The sequence below is a fragment of the Nocardia sp. NPDC058519 genome (assembly GCF_042719755.1).
GTDB lineage: Bacteria > Actinomycetota > Actinomycetes > Mycobacteriales > Mycobacteriaceae > Nocardia.
Genome location: NZ_JBHXNK010000036.1, coordinates 18,319 through 35,799 on the forward strand (window position 1 = coordinate 18,319; position 17,481 = coordinate 35,799).

The window sequence follows — 17,481 nt, forward strand, 5'->3', positions numbered from 1 at the left end:
TTTGTATGACGTTGGAACCCCCGACCGACCGACGCAAACGCCGGACCCACACCGCCGTGCTCGACGCCGCGCAGGTCCTGTTCCTTCGAGAGGGCTACCGCGGCACCACCATCGACATGCTCGCCGCCGAGGCCGACGTGGCGGTCAGCTCGATCTACGCCAATTTCCGCGAGGGCAAGGCCGACGTGTACGCCGCGCTGGCTTGGCGCACAGCAACCCACCACACGGAAGCGATGTCCGCACCGATCGGCCGTGGATCGACCCCACGCGGCGACGTCGCCGCCATCTTCGACCGCTACGTCGCCTTCCATCGGGAGAACCCACTCGCGTTGCGGATCCTCGCGCTGACCGACGTCGACGTCAGTGAATCCGAACTGGCGACGACAGCGAAGGTGCGAATCGACGACGCACTCGGCGGGTTGATCGAAACCTTCGCCGCCGCGGTGCGACTGGTGGGCTGTGACGTCGAACCCCAGGCGCTGGTGATGGTTTCGTGGGCCGCGGTGAACGGTGCCTACTCGCTGTTCCAGCGCCGGATGGTCGACGAGACAACCCTGCAAGCCATGCTCGGCATCGCCCGAGCCGATCTGCTTTCCCACGTAGGAGATGACCATGAGGCGTGAAGGCGAACTGAGCCGACTGCGGCAGATCCGCACTGTGGGTTCGGCATTGGGTGTACAGACAGTGGCCCTGCCGCGTCTGATCCGGGGGCTGCGTCGAGAGGGAGACGGTTCGGGCTGGGTGGCGCCGATGCCGCCGGATTCACGACTGTGTCGGTCGGCGCTGGAAGAAGCCACCGAGACGCTCTCTCCCGCGCTGCTCGCCCACAGCTTGCGATGCTGGGAGTTCGGCATCGCCTTGGCGGAAGTGGACGATCTGCGGCCCGACCCCGAGGCGCTCTACCTCGCCTGCGTGCTGCACGACGTCGCCGTGGGCGAGCCCGCCGACCCCACGGTGGGGTGTTTCGCTCTGCTCGGCGCGCACCGGGCCCGCACATTCGTCCTCGACCGTGGCGCCACGCCTGAGCTGGGGGAGTGCGTCCATACCGCCATCGCGCGCCACCTCGACCCGGCGACTCCGCGTGACCGTGGCGCGGAAGCGGCGTTGCTGCACGACGCCGCCCATCTGGATGTCACGGGTTTGCGTGCCTACCAATTGGATTCGCGTCAGATCGCCGCCATCGACGCCCGCCACAGCAGGAACGGATTCGCCGCGGAGTTCACTGCGGCCATGCGACACGAGGCGCACGTCCGGCCGCGTTCGACAGCGGCGACGCTCTGGTACTCGGGCATGCGGTTAGCGATCGCGCTGAACCCGTTGGATCGCTGAACCGCGTCAGCTCAGCGGGCCCCGACGATGCGTAGGGCCATGTCGGCGTAGGCGTCGCCGATGTCCTCGGGGCTCCAGTCGCCCTCGTCGCGGTACCAGCGGGCGATGTCGATGCCGAGCGAGAGCAGGGCGACCCCGGCCATGCGGGGGCTGGGGGTGTCGAAGACGCCTGCCGCGACGCCGCGCTCGACGAGTGCGCGAATCTCGCGGTCGATCCGGTGGCGGATATCGAGGATCTCGGCGTAGTGCTCGGGGGTGAGCGCGGACAGTTCGTAGTTCACGATCCTGGCGCCGGTGTGCCCTCTGGCATGGTGAACAGCGAAGGCGCGCACCACATTTCGCAGCGCGGTGGCCGGTTCGCCGGACGACTCGACCCCCCTCAGTACGAGGTCGAGCGTGGCTTCGTGCCCGGATCGCGAGATCAGATAGAGCAGCTCTTCCTTGGATTTGTGATGGACGTACACCGCGGCGGGGCTCAAGCCCGCGGCCGCGGCGATATCGCGCGTGGTGGTGCCGTTGAAGCCCTTCTCGGCGAATGCGGCGATGGCTGCCTCGAGTAGACGCGCACGGGTCGCATCGGAGCGGGCTTCTGTCATGTCGGTCATCGCGGGCTCATTATCTCGCCCCGTAATCGCATCCCTCGGATCAGGTGGTGTGACGCGGATTACAAGTGTTCGCATATTGACGTCCGTCGCCGGACTGTTGCACCATGCTGACTAAGCAAGCGCTTACTTAATTGAGGAGATTCGATGCCGGAAGCCGTGATCGTCGCCGCTGCCCGTTCCCCGATAGGCCGGGCAGGTAAGGGGTCGCTCAAAGACATGCGCCCTGATGATCTGACCGCCCAGATGGTGCAGTCCGCATTGGCGCAGGTACCGGCGCTGGATCCCGCCGAGATCGAGGACCTGGTGCTCGGCTGCGGGCAGCCCGCGGGGGAGTCGGGCTTCAACATGGCCCGGGTGGTCGCGGTACTGGCCGGTCTCGACGCGGTGCCGGGCACGACGGTCAACCGCTATTGCTCGTCGAGCTTGCAGAGCACCCGGATGGCGCTGCACGCGATCAAGGCCGGGGAGGGCGATGTCTTCATCTCGGCCGGAGTCGAGACCGTGAGCCGCTATGTCAAGGGCAACGCCGACGGTCTGCCCGACACCCAGAATCCGTTCTTCGCCGAGGCCGTGACGCGCACCGAAGGACGGGCGGCGGGTGGCTCGACGTGGGGTGATCCGCGCATTGATGGACTGGTTCCCGATGTGTACATCGCGATGGGGCAGACGGCGGAGAACGTCGCCCAGCACACCGGCATCACCCGCGCCGAGCAGGACGCGTTCGGTGTGCGGTCGCAGAATCTGGCGGAGAAGGCGATCGCCAATGGTTTCTGGGCCACCGACATCACACCGGTGACGTTGCCGGACGGCACCGTGGTCAGCACGGATGACGGTCCGCGCGCGGGGGTCACCCTGGAAGCGGTCTCGACGCTGAAGCCGGTGTTCCGGCCCGACGGCACGGTCACCGCGGGCAACTGTTGTGCCCTCAACGACGGCGCGGCCGCCCTGGTGATCATGTCCGACACCCGGGCGAAGGAGCTCGGGCTCACCCCGTTGGCCCGGGTCGTCAGCACCGGTGTCTCGGCGCTGTCTCCCGAGATCATGGGGCTGGGCCCGATCGAAGCGTCGAAGAAGGCGTTGCTGCGGGCCGGTCTCACCATCGACGACATCGACCTGGTGGAGATCAACGAGGCCTTCGCGGTGCAGGTGATCGGCTCCGCCCGCGAGCTCGGCATTCCCGAGGACAAACTCAATATCAACGGCGGCGCGATCGCGGTGGGACACCCGTTCGGCATGACCGGTGCGCGGATCACCAGCACCCTGATCAACTCACTGCGCTACCACGACAAGCAGTTCGGCCTCGAGACCATGTGCGTCGGCGGCGGCCAGGGTATGGCGATGGTGCTGGAGCGTCTGTCGTGACCGGCCGATTCGCGGGCAAGACCGCGATTGTGACCGGGGCGAGCCGGGGCATCGGGTTCGGCATCGCCGAGCGACTGGTGGCCGACGGGGCGACCGTCGTGATCACCGCGCGCAAACAGGACGCGCTCGATGACGCGGTCGAGCAGTTGGGCGGTGCTGGGCGTGCGCTCGGCGTGGCCGGACGCGCCGACGACATCGAGCACCAGGCCGACGTGGTCGGTCGTGCGATCGAGGCGTTCGGCAGCGTCGATCTGCTGGTCAACAACACCGGCATCAACCCGGTGTACGGGCCGATGATCGAGATGGGCCTCCAGGCTGCCCGCAAGATCATCGAGGTCAACTGCCTCGCCGCGCTGTCGTGGGCTCAGCAGGTGCACAAGGCGTGGATGGACGAGCACGGCGGCTCGATCGTCAACGTCTCCTCGGTCGCCGGGTTGCGGCCCGCGCCGGGCATCGGTTTCTACGGTGCCAGCAAGGCGATGCTCACCTACATCACCCAGGAGCTGGCCGTGGAACTCGGCCCGAACATCCGGGTCAACGCCGTGGCACCCGCGGTGGTGAAGACGAAGTTCGCCACCGCGCTCTACGAGGGCCGCGAGCAGGAAGTCGCCGACACCTACCCGCTCAAACGGCTCGGCGTGCCCGAGGACATCGCCGGCGCGGTGGCGTTCCTGCTCTCCGCCGACGCCGCCTGGATCACCGGCCAGCTGCTGGTCGTCGACGGTGGCGTGACCCTGACCGGCGGCGTCTGACATATCGGCTCGGACAGCCGAAGACATATCGAACCAAGGAGGAATGACTCGATGAGTACCACCAACACCGCCATCGTCACCGGTGCTGCCCGCGGAATCGGCGCTGCCGTGGCCCGCCGCCTCGCCGCGGACGGATTCGCCGTGGCCGTCATCGATCTCGACGAAGCCGCGGGCAAGCCGGTGGTCGCCGAGATCGAGGCCGCCGGTGGACGTGCGATCGCGATCGGCGCCGACGTCGCCGACGAAGCTGCCGTGGAAGCCGCTGTCGAGCGGGTCACCGCTGAGCTCGGCGCGCCCACCGTGCTGGTCAACAACGCCGGTGTCCTGCGCGACAACCTGCTGTTCCGGATGACCGCCGACGACTGGGACACGGTGATGAACGTGCACCTGCGCGGGTCGTTCCTTATGAGCCGGGCGGTCCAGAAGCACATGACCGCAGCCCGTTTCGGACGCATCGTCAACCTGTCGAGCACCTCGGCGCTCGGCAACCGCGGCCAGGCCAACTACGCGGCCGCCAAGGCCGGGTTGCAGGGGTTCACCAAGACCCTCGCCTTCGAGCTCGGCAAGTTCGGCATCACCGCCAATGCGGTCGCGCCCGGTTTCATCGAAACCGAGATGACCGCCGCGACGGCCGCGCGCGTTGGTATCTCGTTCGAGGACCTCAAGGCAGGGGCTGCTGCGGAGATCCCCGTCGCTCGCACCGGTGTGCCCGACGACATCGCGCACGCGGTGTCGTTCTTCGTCAGCGAGGGCGCCGGTTTCGTCTCCGGACAGGTGCTCTACGTGGCGGGTGGGCCGAAGGCATGAGGACCTTCCATGGCGTCGCCGAGCTCGAAGCCGCTGTCGGCACACATCTCGGCTACTCCGAATGGCACACCGTCGCCCAGGCCCAGATCGATACTTTCGCGGATGCCACCGGCGATCACCAGTGGATCCATGTCGATCCGGCGAAGGCGGCAGAGGGCCCCTTCGGCAGCACCATCGCGCACGGCTATCTGACGCTGTCGCTCGTGCCGGACCTCGTCGGGCAGATCTACCGGGTCGAGGGCGTCACAATGGGTGTCAACTACGGCGCCAACAAGCTTCGGTTCCCGGCTCCGGTGCCGGTCGACTCGAAGGTTCGCGCCGGTGTCGAGCTGCTCTCGGTCGAGCCCGGCCGTGGCGGACATCTGGTCACCGCGAAGGTCACCGTCGAACGCGAAGGCGGCGACAAGCCGGCGTGTGTGGTCGAGACCGTGTCGCTCGTGGTGACCTGATGGCGATTCAGACGGAACTCCCCGGGCTCGATCTCGGTCGCTTCTCGTCGTGGTTGCGTACCGAGATCCCCGGCGTCGATTCGCCGATCAGCGGTGAGCTGATCGCAGGCGGGAAGTCGAACCTGACCTATGAGGTCACCGACGGCACCCGGCGATGGATCGTGCGGCGTCCGCCGCTGGGACATGTGCTGGCGACCGCACACGACATGGCGCGCGAGTACCGGGTGATGGCGGCGCTGGCGCCGACCGCCGTCCCGGTGCCCGAGATGTACGCGCTGTGCCGTGACGAGGACGTTCTCGGCGCGCCGTTCTACGTGATGGAGCGGGTCGACGGCACGCCGTACCGGGATGCCGCGGAGCTGGTCGCGCTGGGACCCGAACGGACCAGGGCGATCTCGACCGGTCTGGTCGACACCCTCGCCGCGCTGCACGCTGTCGACCCGGCGGCGGTCGGGCTGGCGGACTTCGGCAGGCCGGCAGGTTTTCTCGCTCGCCAAGTGGCCCGATGGCGCATGCAGCTCGACGCATCGCACACGCGCGAGCTGCCCGCGGCCGTCGAGCTCCACGCGCGCCTCGCCGCCGACGTCCCCGCCGAGTCGGCCGTCGGGATCGTGCACGGCGACTTCCGCCTCGACAACGTGCTGACCGATGCCGACGACCGGCCCGCCGCCGTCATCGACTGGGAGATGGCCACGCTCGGCGACCCACTCACCGACCTGGCGTTGATGATCGTCTACGGCCGCCTCGCAGCCGGCACCTCGAGCAACGCGAACGTGGCGGACGCGTCCGTCGCGCCCGGCTTCCTGTCCGAAGCCGAGATCATCGCGCGCTACACCGCACGCAGCGACCGCGACATGTCCCGCTTCGGCTTCTACCTTGGGCTGGCGGCCTTCAAGCTCGCCGCGATCCTCGAGGGCGTGCACTACCGCTACCTACACGGCCAGACCGTGGGCGCGGGCTTCGAGACCATCGGCGCCGCGGTCGAACCGCTGCTCGAAACCGGCCTCGCCGCACTACGTTTCGAGGTCGACGAGAACACTCCAGCCGGCAGCGAGCCGCGCGGAGAACGGGAGGCACGATGACAGTCGACGAACTCGGGCGCAAGATCGAGGAGTTCCTCGCCGCCCATGACCCGGCCACCACCGAGCGCCTGGACTTCCTGCGCGCCCGCTACGACGCGGGGCTGGCCTGGGTGTACTTCCCGCCCGGCCACGGCGGGCTCGGTCTGTCGCATGCCCGGCAGGTCGAGGTGGACCGTGCGTTCGAGGAGGCGGGCGCACCCGACAACAACCCCAATGGCAACGGGATCGGGCTCGGCATGGCAGCGCCGACGATCCTGGCCTACGGGACCGACGAGCAGAAGCGACGTTTTCTGCGGCCGCTGTGGACCGGCGAGGAGATCTGGTGCCAGCTCTTCAGTGAGCCGGGCGCGGGCTCTGATCTGGCCAATGTCAGCACCCGTGCGGTGCGCGACGGCGAGGGCTGGGTCGTCGACGGGCAGAAGGTTTGGACCTCGGGCGCGCACCTCGCGCAGTTCGCGATCCTGCTCGCCCGCACCGACACCGGCCTGCCCAAACACCGTGGCATGACGTACTTCCTGTGCGATATGACCGATCCCGGGGTGGAGGTCCGGCCGCTGCGTCAGATCACCGGGGAGGCCGAGTTCAACGAAGTCTTCCTCACCGAAGTCCGGATTCCCGACGCCCAGCGACTCGGCGGCGAAGGTGACGGATGGCGGGTGGCCAACGCGACGCTCAACACCGAGCGGGTCGCGATCGGCGGCAGGGCCAGTGACCGCGAGTCCGGGATCGTCGGTGTGGTCACCGAGACCTGGCGCGCGCATCCCGACCAGCGCACGCCCGAGTTGCACGACCGGCTGTTGCGCCTGTGGGTCGACGCCGAGGTCGGTCGGCTCACCGGTATGCGGCTGCGGCAGAAGCTGGCTCAGGGCCGACCCGGTCCGGAAGGGGCGGCGATGAAGCTGACCTTCGCCCGGGTCGCCCAGCAGCTGTCCGGTCTGGAACTGGAGATACTCGGCGAAGAAGGCTTGCGCTACTCGGACTGGACCATGGTGCGGCCCGACCGGGTCGATTTCAACGCTCGCGACGCGGGCTACCGCTACCTTCGCGCCAAGGGCAACTCCATCGAAGGTGGCACCTCCGAGATTCTGCGCAACATCGTGTCCGAGCGGATTCTCGGCCTGCCACCCGAGCCACGGACCGACAAGGCCCGACCATGGAAGGAGGTCGCCCGATGACCGACCTGGATCTGCTCTACACCGACATCGAGGACGACCTGCGCAATGTCGTGCGTGCTGTTCTCGCCGCGCACTGCGATCCGGTCGCGGTGACGGCCCTCTACGACGGTGACCGGTCGCTGGTCGAAAGCCTGTGGAAGAACATCGCCGTCGACCTCGGTCTGGCCGGGCTGCTGGTCCCCGAGGACCGCGGCGGTGCGGGCGCGTCGGCGCGGGAAGCCGCGGTGGTGCTCGAGGAACTCGGCCGCTTCGTCGCGCCGGTGCCGTTCCTGACCAGCGCGGTCGTGGCGACCACCGTGCTCCTCGACACCGACGGTCCGCTGCTCGGTCAGGTGGCGGCGGGGGAGCGGACCGCGGCCCTCGTGACACCGCTGTCCACATCGGCCCACGGGGCGTTTCCCACCGTGTCTCTCGGTCCGGACGGCCTGACCGGCAGCATCACCAGTGTGGCCGGTGCGCTCGAGGCCGACCTGCTGCTGGTTCCGGTCAGCGTTGCCGATGGCATTGCCGTGTATGCCGTTTCGGCCGAGCACGCCGAGATCACCCCGGTGATCTCGCTCGACATGACCCGGCAGCTGGCCGACATCACCTTCGATGTCGTCGCGGGCGAGCAGATCGTTTCCGACGGAGAGTCCTCGGTGCGTCGCGCGCTCGAGGCGGGCACCGCCCTGCTGGCTTCGGAGCAATACGGCATTGCCCGTTGGTGTCTCGACGAGACCGTGGCCTACCTGAAGGAGCGCCGCCAGTTCGGGCGTGTGGTCGGCGGCTTCCAGGCGATCAAGCACCGGCTGGCCGACCTCTACACCGCGGTCGAGTCCGCCAACGCCGCCGCCAGATACGCCGCGGCAGCCCTCGCCGCGGGCGACGCCGACACCCAGGTGGCAGCCGGTGTGGCGCAGGCGTTCTGCGGCGATCTCGCCGTGCTCGCGGGTGAGGAGGCAGTGCAGCTGCACGGCGGCATGGGCATGACCTGGGAACACCCGGCACACCTGTACCTCAAGCGTGCCAAGGCCGACCAGATCGCCTTCGGCACAGGTGGCGTTCATCGGTCGCGCCTGGCGGATCTGCTCGACATACCCGGCCCGCGATAAGGCTGTCGCCGCCGCGCGTGCCCTATCCGACCTGTGCCAGGAGGTCGTGCGCGGCGGCGACCGGGGCGTTGGTGACGTTGCCCGCGTGGGTGTTCAGGCCAAGTCCGAGACTGGGATCCTCCGCGCAGGCGCGTTCCCAGCCCTTGCCTGCCAAGGCCACCACGTAGGGCAGGGTGGCATTGGTCAGTGCGTAGGTCGAGGTGTGCGGCACCGCGCCCGGCATGTTCGCCACGCAATAGAACGTCGATCCGTGGACCTGATAGGTCGGATCCGCGTGGGTGGTCGGGTGGGTGTCGTCGAAGCAGCCGCCCTGGTCGACCGCGATATCGACCAGCACCGAACCCGGTTTCATCTGCGCGACCAGCTCGTTGCTCACCAGCTTGGGCGCGGCGGCTCCGGGGACCAGGACGGCGCCGATCACCATATCCGCCGCGCGGACCTGCTCGGCGATCGCCAGCTTCGACGATGCCAACCCGCGCACGCGGTTGTTGTAGCGCCAGAACGACATTCGCAGTTTGTCGAGGTCGGTGTCGAGAAGCGTGACATGTGCGCCCATTCCCAAGGCGATGTTGGCCGCGTTCTGGCCCGCGACTCCGGCCCCGATGATGACCACCTCGGCCTGGTCGACCCCGCCGACGCCACCGAGCAGTACCCCGCGACCGCCGTAGGGCTTCATCAGCGCGTGCGCGCCCACTTGCGGGGCAAGGCAACCCGCGACTTCCGACATCGGGTACAGCAGCGGCAGTGTGCCGGAGGGCAGTTGCACGGTCTCGTAGGCGATCGCCGTAACCCGTTGCGCCAGTAGCTGTTCGGTCAACGGCCGGTCTGCCGCCAAATGCAGATAGGTGAACAGGACCAGCCCTTCACGCAAGCGGTGATATTCCTGTTCGACGGGTTCCTTGACCTTCAACACCAGCTCCGCCTCGGCCCAGACGGCGTCGGCTTCGGCGAGGATCTGTGCTCCTGCGGCGAGGTATTCGGAGTCGGGAATCGACGATCCCACCCCTGCCCCGGCTTCGATGATCACGTGATGACCGTTCGACACCAGTTCGTGCACACCGATCGGCGTGATCGCTACGCGAAATTCGTTGTTCTTGACTTCTTTGGGGACACCGATGCGCATGGGAGCTGCTCCTTACGGATGATCGAGTTCTGATCCGAGGATCGAGGATCAGTACGGCAATCGGCTATAACACCTGCACAATCGGCGGATATCGATATCGGAGCCGAGTATCCTGCGATCATGGCGTCGCGAGAGCAACACCGCCCGCAACCCGTGCGGCCGTTCCGGGGGTTGCCGTCGAACCTCGACGACATCGACCGCAGGCTGCTCGCCGAACTCGCCGAAGACGCGCGGGTTCCCAACAATGTCCTGGCGGCGCGGGTCGGCATCGCCGCGTCGACGTGTTCGCTGCGCCTGCGCAGGCTCCGTGAACTCGGTGCGATCCGTGGTTTCTACACCGACATCGCCCCGGAGGCACTGGGGCTGCCGCTCCAGGCGATGATCTCGGTGCAGGTGCAACCGGCGGCTCGGGCACGCATCGGTGAGCTGAGTGCCAAGCTCGCCGCGCTGCCCGGTGTGGTGAACGTGTACTTCCTCGCGGGCACCGTCGACTTCTTGATCCAGGTGTCGGCGGCCTCGCCGGACGCGTTGCGCGAGTTCGTGACCCAGGAACTCAGCGCGACCCGCGAATTCGCGTCGACCGAGACGAGTCTGGTCTTCGAGCACATTCGCAGCCCACAGCCCACGCTCTGACAGCCGATCGCGCCGAGCCCGAGCCCGGCGTCGGGACGAACTCTCTGCGACGATGTGCCCATGAGCACCACCACCCGACCGGGCGTGATCACCGCGGGCACGCTGGTCCTGTTGTCGTCGCTGTATTTCGCGCAGGGCCTGCCGTTCGGCTTCTTCACCCAGGCGCTGCCGGTGGTGCTGCGCGAATCGGGCTATTCGCTGGTGGCGATCAGCGCCTCGGGTGTGCTGTTCCTGCCGTGGGCGCTGAAGTTCCTCTGGGCGCCCTATGTCGATCGGTACGGCACCCGGCGCACCTGGCTGCTGGTGCTGCAACTGCTGTCGGCGGCGGTGGCGATGGTGCTGGCCTGCATGGATCTGTCGTCCTCGCTGCGCTGGATGTTCGTCGGCATCGTCGTGGTGAACCTGCTCTCGGCGACCCAGGACGTGGCCACCGACGGTTTGGCGGTGCGGCTGCTCGGCCCACGTCAGCGCGGACTGGGCAACGGTATCCAGGTCGGTGCCTATCGGGTCGGGATGATCGTCGGCGGTGGCGCCCTGCTGTGGTTGTACGCGCTGGCGGGCTGGCGGGCGCTGTTCCTCGCGATGGCGGCACTGATCGTGCTCACCACGGTGCCGGTGTGGCTGCTGCGGGAGCGGGTCGTCGACCGTCCGCCACGCGTGAAGCCCGCGCGGCTGCTCGGCGCCTGGTGGACCAGATTGCGCCGCCCCGGGATCCTCGCGTTCATCGCGTTGATCGGCGCCTTCAAATTCGGTGACTCGATGGCCGCGGCGCTCACCGGTCCCTTCCTGTCCGACGCAGGCCTCGACCTCGGCGAGATCGCCCTGATCAAAGGTGTTCTCTCTTCGGCGGGCGCGCTGGCGGGTGCGGCGCTGGGTGGCTGGCTGGCCTACCGGTTCGGCCGGCGGAAGGCGCTGCTGATCGGCGGTGTCACCCAGACCGCGAGCATCGCGCTGTATCTGTTCGCTGCCCTCGGCCTCGGCGGGTTCGAACTTCTCGTCACCGCGAGTCTGGCCGAGCACGTGTTCGGCGGTGCCGCCACGGTCGCTGTCTTCGCCCTCATGATGGACGCCTCCGAACCCGACCACGCGGGCAGCGACTACACCCTGCTCGCCTGCGCGATCGTCGTCGTCCAAGGCGTGGCGGGGATCGCCGCCGGCATCGTCGGCGAGCTGGCCGGATACCCCACGCTCTTCGCCACCGGTCTCGTGCTGTCCGGGCTCGGGTGCGCCGCCATGATTCTCGGTCTGTCCCGCGGTCTGGGGCCCGCCAACCTGTACCAAGCCCTCGCGCCGACGGACAGTCCGCTACCCGCCGTCGACCGCGACCAGCGCGCCGACAGGTAGTCCGGCGACGGTCGCGCCGTCCACCCGGAAATCCCGCCCTTCCGCATCGGCCCTGATCATGCGCCGAACCGGTTCGCTCGGCTATCTTGAGTCCGATGTGCTCGCCCGAGATCGTTCGTCTCGCCCATGAGAGTGCGCCACAGCCGAGTCGGCGGGCCGTGCTCGGCCTCGCCGGGCTCACCGCGCTGGCCGTGGCGGCGCCCGCGCCCGCCGTCGCCGCGCCGCGATCCGGCGTCGTCGACCTCACCCACACGCTGACGCCGCAACTGCCGGTGTGGCCGGGCAATCCGCCGATGGTCATGGTCCCGGTGGCCTGGCACGCGTCGGGTGGGTTCGGGCAGTACGCGCTCGGGTATTGGGAGCACACCGGAACCCATCTCGACGCGCCCGCCCATCGGATTCCCGGCGCCACCACGACCGAGGCCCTCGCCGTCGACGACCTCGTCGCGCCGCTCGTCGTCATCGATATCAGTGCCAAGGCCGCCGCCGACGCCGATGCGGTGGTGACCGTTGCCGATATCGACAGCTGGCGGTCGCAGCACGGTGACCTCCCGGAGCGGGCCTTTGTCGCGATGTATTCCGGGTGGGAACGTCGGCTCACCCAACCGTCGACCTTCCTCAATCTCGACGAGCGCGGAATGCCGCACGCGCCGGGTTTCTCCGCCGACGCCGCGGAATACCTGGTGGCGCAATGCGGGATCGTCGGCGCCGGTGTCGACACGCTGAGCCTGGATTGTGGTGCCGATCCCGAATACGGTGCGCATACCGCCCTTCTCGGTGCGGGTCGCTACGGCGTGGAGATGCTCGCCAACCTCGCCGCGGTACCGCCGAGCGGGGCGACGGTCGTCATCGGCGCGCCGAAACACGCGGGCGGCACGGGTGGACCGTGCCGGGTGCTCGCGCTCACCTGACCGGCATCACCAGTCCGGTCGACCGATCGAAAGCCGGTGCTGGAAAACATTTCCCGGATCCGCGGCGGCCTTGACCCGAAGCAGCCGCCGATAGTTGTCGCCGTAATAGAAGGCATGCCACGGTAGGCCGGAGGTGTTCCACGCGGGATCGGCCAGATCCGGGTCCGGATAGTTGATGTAACTGCCGCCGTAGGCCTCGTTCGGCACCGGGACACCGCCGGTGTCGGCATGGACGTCGCGATACATCGCGCGAGCCCAGTGCAGATATCGGTCGTCGTCGAAGGGCAGTCGCCACGATGCGTGGATCATCATCTTCATGAACGAATCCCGCGCGGGCATCGCCGTCGCGTCGGCGGTGACGGCATTGATCGCGCCGCCGAAAGGCAGGAATTCGAGCTGGGATTCGCCGAGGAAACCGAGATCGGTGATGTAGCGGTAGAAGATCCGGAGTTGTTCGGGGGAGTAGGCCTTGCGTAGATAGGCGGCTTTCACTTTGACCCGTGTCGTGTTCACGCCCTTGGCGTAATATACCTGGGCCAGGGTGTCCGGGTAGGACAGCTGGGTGACCGGGGTGAGTATTCCCGGCGGGAAAACGCCGTCGCTCACCGCGTCGACGAATTCGTCGAAACGGGCTCGCGCGTCAGGTGTTTCGGCATCCAACAGGATCAGCATCTCGGCCGCGCCGGTGCCGGTCGTCCGGATCATCAGTGGCGCGTACAGACCAGCGAATTCATTACCGGGCGCACTGTGACGTTCGAAGAACCCGAGGTAGTTACCGAGCAACCGGACGAACGAATCCTCGGTCGTGATGGGCAGGATCAGTCGCGCGTTCAGCATGCTGCCCGGCGGCTTCGGCAGGGCGTGCGCCGGGTCCGAGCCGTCGGAGTCCGGCGAGCGGAGCAGGAACCGGGTCACCACACCGAAATTTCCGCCCCCACCACCGGTGTGCGCCCACCACAGGTCGTGGTCGGGGCCGTCCTTGGTCGCGACCACCACTTTCGCGGTGCCGTCGGCATCGACGGTGACGAGTTCCACCCCGGCCAGATGATCGGCGACCAGCCCGAATCGCCGCGACAACGGACCATAGCCACCACCGCTGACATGACCGCCCATCCCGACGCCGAGGCAGATCCCGCCCGGCACCGTGACACCCCAGCGGTGCAATGCCTGGTAGACGGTGCCGATGTCGGCGCCTGCGTCGACCGAGAACGCACCGTGGTCCTCGTCCCAGAACACCGCGTTCAGCCGCCCGAGGTCGATGATCGAACGCGTCTGCGCGTTGTCGACGAAATCGTCGAAACAGTGCCCGCCCGAGCGCGCCGCGATCCTCGAGTCCTCGCCCACCGCCTGGGCGACCGCGCGACGAACCTCCTCGGCGCTGGTCGGCGCATAGATCTTCGCCGGTTGAGCCAGGAATCGCCGGTTGTACCCGCGCGCGGCCAGCGACTGGAACTCACCCGCACCGAGCACACGCTGCTCAGCGCGCCCCACGGGCATTCCGAGCGCGGCCATGGTGCCGCCGACCGCGGCCGCAGTGATCAACGTTCGACGTGAGAGCGACACCGGGTTCCTTTCGCGCCACGCTGTTCGAGATGGCTCTGCTCGGACAGTAGCGTCGATCGCCGATGCGGGGACGGCGGAAATGCGGTGGGGTCGCAGAGGTTGTGAGTTCGATATCGACCGCTCAGGTCGGCGGATCGGTGGGACGGAGGTAGACGGGGTGCCCGGCGGTGAGGTTGTTGTACAGGATGCTGAGGTCGAGTGCGTCCGTGGCCGGCTTCTTCGGGCGTGCGCTGCGGTCGACCTGACGGTGTAGGGCTTCCATCTTCTCGTCGAGCTGGGTGGCGACCTCGGCTGCCTGGGCGAGGTCGGTGCGCAGGTTCGGGGGTACCTCGCCGCGATATTTGTAGTAGATCTTGTGTTCGAGGCTGGCCCAGAAGTCCATCGCGATGGTGCGGATCTGGATCTCGACCGGAATCCGTTCGGTGCGGTCGGAGCGGAACACCGGGATCGACACGATCAAGTGCATGCTCTGATAGCCGTTCGGCTTGCGGTTGGTGATGTAGTCGCGCTCCTCGAGGACCGTGATGTCTTCCTGACCGGCCAGCATGTCCCTGATCGTGCCGATATCGGAGATGAAGCTGCACACCACCCTGACCCCGGCGATATCGAGCACGTTTTCCCTGATGGCGGCCAGATTCATCGCGTAATTCTTGCGGCGGACCTTCTCGAGGACGCTTTCGGGCGATTTGAGCCGCGAGCCCACGTGCTCGATCGGGTTGTACTCGTGGGTGTTGTTGAAGTCCTCACGCAAGATGTTGATCTTGGTGGTCACCTCGTCGATCGCGAACTTGTAACCGAGCATGAAGTCGACGAACTGCTCGCGCAGCGCGCGCAGGTCGTCGAAGCCGACGCCGTCGCCGTTGCCGAGCGGGCTGTCACCGGTGCTGGGATCGCGCTGCCAAGGTTTCATCGACCTCCATTGTGCCGTTCTTCGGGCGAACACCTCGACCAGTGCGTGCGGCATCACGTTGGCACCTCTCACAGCTCCCGGGTGTTCTGTTCGTCCGGTCGCCAGAAATCCGCAGATACTTCGTTTGCCCACGGGCAGGCAGGCCGACGATGACTTCTGGTGCAGTGCCTGACGACGGGCACCGTCACGGCACGGGGGCCGAGGCGAGCGGGCACTACCCGGCAGTGTGGCCGGGCTGAGGAAAGCGCGCAGCAATGCCGAGTGATGTCGTCGATGTGTCCGTGGAGTTCTCCGTCTCGCGCCGGGAGCTGTGGGATGTGCTGCTCGAGCCCCAGAGTTACCCGCGGTTGTGGGCCGGGATCGGGGGTTGTGATCGGCTGCTGAATCCCGACGGGAGCACCGTGTGGGAGGTCAGGATCGGTGACCGGGCGGTCGGTGTGCGGCGTACCGGGCTGGTGCTGACCATCGGGCGCTGGTACGAGAGTTTCGAACTGCACAATCCCGAATCCGGCGGTTTCGCCCTGATCCGGCTCACCGGGGACGAGCAGCGCACGCGGGTGAGCGTGACCGTCTTCGCGGCGCCGCGGCTGCACCCGGCGCTGGCGGGCGTGACGAACGCGGTGGTCATCGGGTGGGTCAAGGACGGTCTGCGGCGCGCGGCCGATGTCGTGGGTGGCGCGCGCACCTCGGTGGTGGCCAATGGCAACCGGGCACCGCTGCGGCGCAAGTCCGAGCTCGTGCGCTGGTGGGTGCACTCCGGTCAGGTGGCGCCGCCGCTGACCTCGGCCCGGCAGCTGCGGTCGCTGTACCGGTGGGGATTCAACCTGGCGGGCGGATACGCCGCCGGTGCCGCGCACAGCCCGGACCAGGTCGCGCTGATCGACGACGGCAGCACCGCCACCTTCGGCGAAACCGACAAGCGGACCACCGCGTTGGCGGGCGCGATGTACGAGGTCGGGTTGCGCGCGGGTGACGCGGTGGGCCTGCTGGCCGGAAACCATTGCGGCATGGTCGAATCCATGGTCGCGGCGGGCAAGCTCGGTGTCGACGTCGCGCTGCTGAACTCGGGACTCTCGGGGCGGCGGATCGAGGATGTCGTGCAGCGCCACCGGCTTTCGGCATTGTTCGTCGATACCGAGCTGGCTCATCTCGTGCAGTACCTGCACACCGATCTGCCGCGTTTCTTCACCGACGACGCGCCCGCCGACCCGACCCGGATCACGATCGAAGACCTCATCGCGACCCGCCACACGAAGTTTCCCGTCCCGACGATGCCGGGACGCCAGATCGTGCTCACCTCGGGTACCAGCGGCACCCCGAAGGGGGCGAGGCGCCCGCACCCGAAGGGCTTCGACACGCTGGTCGCGCTGCTGTCGCTGATCCCGATCCACGCGGGCAGCACCATGATGATCCCGGCGCCGCTGTTTCACACCTGGGGGCTGTCGGCGCTGCAATTGAGCACCGCGGTGCGGGCCACGGTCGTGCTGACGCAGGGCTTCGACGCCGAGGAATGCCTGCGCCGCGTCGCCGAACACGGGGTACACACGCTCATCGCGGTGCCCACGATGGTGCAGCGCCTGGTCGACCTGCCCGCGCAGGTGCGAAACCGCTACGACCTGAGCAGCCTGCGGCAGGTGATCAGTTGCGGCGCACCGCTGGCGGCGGTCACCGTCGACCGGTTCCTCGACGACTACGGCGACGTCCTCTACAACCTCTACGGTTCCACGGAGGTCTCCTGGGCCAGCGTGGCCGGGCCCGACGACCTGCGCGCCGCGCCGACTACGGCAGGACGCCCGCCGCTCGGCACCAAGATCGCGATCCTGGACGCCGCGCACAAAGCGGTGCCGATCGGGGTGGTGGGGCGGATCTTCGTCGGCAATCACATGCTGTTCGACGGCTATGTGAGCGACTCACCGCCCGAGGAAGCCGACGGCATGATGGACACCGGCGATCTCGGCTACCTCGACGCCGAAGGCAGACTGTTCGTGGCGGGGCGCGACGACGAGATGATCATCTCCGGCGGCGAGAACGTCTTCCCGCGGCCGGTGGAGGAAGCGCTGGCGCATCTGCCGCAGGTCACCGATGTCGCGGTGGTCGGCGTGCCGGACCACGAATTCGGCCAGCGGCTGGCCGCGTTCCTGGTGAAGAACGAAGGCTCGGGGCTCGATCCGGAGATGGTGCGCACCTACGTCCGGAACCGCCTCAGCCGTTTCTCCGTTCCGCGCGATGTCACCTTCCTCAATGCGCTGCCACGCGGCGAGACCGGCAAGGTGCTCAAGCGGTTGCTGGTCGACCCGGAGGGGCTGGCCGGCTGAGCCGGAGCACGGCGACCAGCCCATCGCACA

Annotated in this window: 17 protein-coding genes; 13 read left to right on the forward strand and 4 right to left on the reverse strand. The window is 67.8% G+C overall.

The features are described 5' to 3' along the window. The first annotated feature begins 5 nt into the window (after positions 1-5). Together ACFWPK_RS29475 and ACFWPK_RS29480 are read left to right on the forward strand one after the other, a co-directional pair. Positions 6-623 carry a TetR/AcrR family transcriptional regulator gene (locus tag ACFWPK_RS29475; protein ID WP_378921270.1) on the forward strand — a complete coding sequence of 206 codons (618 nt, stop codon included), beginning with the start codon at positions 6-8 and terminating at the stop codon, positions 621-623. Further along, positions 613-1,329, forward strand: coding sequence for a hypothetical protein (locus tag ACFWPK_RS29480; RefSeq protein WP_378921272.1), 717 nt, complete (start codon positions 613-615; stop codon positions 1,327-1,329). Before ACFWPK_RS29475 ends, ACFWPK_RS29480 begins: the two co-directional genes overlap by 11 nt. 11 nt (positions 1,330-1,340) lie before the next feature. On the opposite strand, the gene ACFWPK_RS29485 is transcribed toward ACFWPK_RS29480, so the two are convergent. Next, positions 1,341-1,934 carry a TetR family transcriptional regulator gene (locus tag ACFWPK_RS29485; protein WP_378921274.1) on the reverse strand — a complete coding sequence of 198 codons (594 nt, stop codon included), beginning with the start codon at positions 1,932-1,934 and terminating at the stop codon, positions 1,341-1,343. A gap of 144 nt (positions 1,935-2,078) precedes the next feature. On the opposite strand from ACFWPK_RS29485, the gene ACFWPK_RS29490 reads away from it, so the two are divergent. The 7 genes from ACFWPK_RS29490 to ACFWPK_RS29520 are packed head-to-tail and all read left to right on the forward strand — an operon-like array spanning position 2,079 to position 8,652. Continuing rightward, on the forward strand, positions 2,079-3,296 hold the full coding sequence (locus ACFWPK_RS29490) for an acetyl-CoA C-acetyltransferase (protein ID WP_378921276.1): 1,218 nt from the start codon (positions 2,079-2,081) through the stop codon (positions 3,294-3,296). After that, complete coding sequence (locus ACFWPK_RS29495; RefSeq protein WP_378921278.1) at positions 3,293-4,048, forward strand: SDR family oxidoreductase; 756 nt, start codon at positions 3,293-3,295, stop codon at positions 4,046-4,048. Before ACFWPK_RS29490 ends, ACFWPK_RS29495 begins: the two co-directional genes overlap by 4 nt. A 51-nt stretch (positions 4,049-4,099) precedes the next feature. Then, positions 4,100-4,855, forward strand: a complete 756-nt coding sequence (gene fabG / locus ACFWPK_RS29500) for a 3-oxoacyl-ACP reductase FabG (RefSeq protein ID WP_378921280.1) — start codon at positions 4,100-4,102, stop codon at positions 4,853-4,855. Then, on the forward strand, positions 4,852-5,304 hold the full coding sequence (locus ACFWPK_RS29505; protein WP_378921282.1) for a MaoC family dehydratase: 453 nt from the start codon (positions 4,852-4,854) through the stop codon (positions 5,302-5,304). The genes fabG and ACFWPK_RS29505 overlap by 4 nt, the downstream gene beginning before the upstream one ends. After that, on the forward strand, positions 5,304-6,386 hold the full coding sequence (locus tag ACFWPK_RS29510; RefSeq protein WP_378921284.1) for a phosphotransferase family protein: 1,083 nt from the start codon (positions 5,304-5,306) through the stop codon (positions 6,384-6,386). The genes ACFWPK_RS29505 and ACFWPK_RS29510 overlap by 1 nt, the downstream gene beginning before the upstream one ends. Then, the gene (locus ACFWPK_RS29515; protein WP_378921286.1) at positions 6,383-7,561 is read left to right on the forward strand and encodes an acyl-CoA dehydrogenase family protein; all 1,179 of its coding nucleotides are present in this window, start codon (positions 6,383-6,385) and stop codon (positions 7,559-7,561) included. Before ACFWPK_RS29510 ends, ACFWPK_RS29515 begins: the two co-directional genes overlap by 4 nt. Continuing rightward, positions 7,558-8,652 (forward strand): acyl-CoA dehydrogenase family protein, encoded by a 1,095-nt coding sequence (locus tag ACFWPK_RS29520; RefSeq protein WP_378921288.1) that lies wholly within the window; start codon positions 7,558-7,560, stop codon positions 8,650-8,652. Before ACFWPK_RS29515 ends, ACFWPK_RS29520 begins: the two co-directional genes overlap by 4 nt. A gap of 22 nt (positions 8,653-8,674) precedes the next feature. Here the strand turns inward: ACFWPK_RS29520 and ald are convergent, their stop codons facing one another. Next, positions 8,675-9,775 carry an alanine dehydrogenase gene (gene ald / locus ACFWPK_RS29525; protein ID WP_378921290.1) on the reverse strand — a complete coding sequence of 367 codons (1,101 nt, stop codon included), beginning with the start codon at positions 9,773-9,775 and terminating at the stop codon, positions 8,675-8,677. A 120-nt stretch (positions 9,776-9,895) separates the two neighbouring features. Between ald and ACFWPK_RS29530 the strand changes: the two genes are divergently transcribed. The 3 genes from ACFWPK_RS29530 (at position 9,896) to ACFWPK_RS29540 (ending at position 12,663) form a co-directional block, all read left to right on the forward strand. Next, complete coding sequence (locus ACFWPK_RS29530) at positions 9,896-10,408, forward strand: Lrp/AsnC family transcriptional regulator (protein ID WP_378921292.1); 513 nt, start codon at positions 9,896-9,898, stop codon at positions 10,406-10,408. Positions 10,409-10,468: 60 nt separating this feature from the next. Then, positions 10,469-11,752, forward strand: a complete 1,284-nt coding sequence (locus ACFWPK_RS29535) for an MFS transporter (protein WP_378921294.1) — start codon at positions 10,469-10,471, stop codon at positions 11,750-11,752. A 95-nt stretch (positions 11,753-11,847) separates the two neighbouring features. Beyond that, a complete protein-coding gene (locus ACFWPK_RS29540; RefSeq protein WP_378921296.1) occupies positions 11,848-12,663 on the forward strand; it encodes a cyclase family protein in 816 nt (271 codons plus the stop codon). A 6-nt stretch (positions 12,664-12,669) separates the two neighbouring features. Here the strand turns inward: ACFWPK_RS29540 and ACFWPK_RS29545 are convergent, their stop codons facing one another. Together ACFWPK_RS29545 and ACFWPK_RS29550 are read right to left on the reverse strand one after the other, a co-directional pair. After that, complete coding sequence (locus tag ACFWPK_RS29545) at positions 12,670-14,226, reverse strand: FAD-binding oxidoreductase (RefSeq protein WP_378921298.1); 1,557 nt, start codon at positions 14,224-14,226, stop codon at positions 12,670-12,672. Between the two features lie 121 nt (positions 14,227-14,347). After that, on the reverse strand, positions 14,348-15,136 hold the full coding sequence (locus ACFWPK_RS29550) for a GTP pyrophosphokinase family protein (protein WP_378921299.1): 789 nt from the start codon (positions 15,134-15,136) through the stop codon (positions 14,348-14,350). Between the two features lie 254 nt (positions 15,137-15,390). Between ACFWPK_RS29550 and ACFWPK_RS29555 the strand changes: the two genes are divergently transcribed. Next, a complete protein-coding gene (locus ACFWPK_RS29555) occupies positions 15,391-17,451 on the forward strand; it encodes an AMP-binding protein (protein ID WP_378921301.1) in 2,061 nt (686 codons plus the stop codon). Positions 17,452-17,481: the final 30 nt, after the last annotated feature.

Coding starts and splice junctions, on each gene's coding strand:
- ACFWPK_RS29535 (WP_378921294.1), top strand. CDS start 10,469: ATGAGCACCACCACCCGACCGGGCGTGATCACCGCGGGCACGCTGGTC.
- ACFWPK_RS29475 (WP_378921270.1), top strand. CDS start 6: ATGACGTTGGAACCCCCGACCGACCGACGCAAACGCCGGACCCACACC.
- fabG (WP_378921280.1), top strand. CDS start 4,100: ATGAGTACCACCAACACCGCCATCGTCACCGGTGCTGCCCGCGGAATC.
- ACFWPK_RS29515 (WP_378921286.1), top strand. CDS start 6,383: ATGACAGTCGACGAACTCGGGCGCAAGATCGAGGAGTTCCTCGCCGCC.
- ACFWPK_RS29550 (WP_378921299.1), bottom strand. CDS start 15,136: ATGAAACCTTGGCAGCGCGATCCCAGCACCGGTGACAGCCCGCTCGGC.
- ACFWPK_RS29490 (WP_378921276.1), top strand. CDS start 2,079: ATGCCGGAAGCCGTGATCGTCGCCGCTGCCCGTTCCCCGATAGGCCGG.
- ACFWPK_RS29485 (WP_378921274.1), bottom strand. CDS start 1,934: ATGACCGACATGACAGAAGCCCGCTCCGATGCGACCCGTGCGCGTCTA.
- ACFWPK_RS29530 (WP_378921292.1), top strand. CDS start 9,896: ATGGCGTCGCGAGAGCAACACCGCCCGCAACCCGTGCGGCCGTTCCGG.
- ACFWPK_RS29480 (WP_378921272.1), top strand. CDS start 613: ATGAGGCGTGAAGGCGAACTGAGCCGACTGCGGCAGATCCGCACTGTG.
- ald (WP_378921290.1), bottom strand. CDS start 9,775: ATGCGCATCGGTGTCCCCAAAGAAGTCAAGAACAACGAATTTCGCGTA.
- ACFWPK_RS29555 (WP_378921301.1), top strand. CDS start 15,391: ATGCCGAGTGATGTCGTCGATGTGTCCGTGGAGTTCTCCGTCTCGCGC.
- ACFWPK_RS29540 (WP_378921296.1), top strand. CDS start 11,848: ATGTGCTCGCCCGAGATCGTTCGTCTCGCCCATGAGAGTGCGCCACAG.
- ACFWPK_RS29520 (WP_378921288.1), top strand. CDS start 7,558: ATGACCGACCTGGATCTGCTCTACACCGACATCGAGGACGACCTGCGC.
- ACFWPK_RS29510 (WP_378921284.1), top strand. CDS start 5,304: ATGGCGATTCAGACGGAACTCCCCGGGCTCGATCTCGGTCGCTTCTCG.
- ACFWPK_RS29505 (WP_378921282.1), top strand. CDS start 4,852: ATGAGGACCTTCCATGGCGTCGCCGAGCTCGAAGCCGCTGTCGGCACA.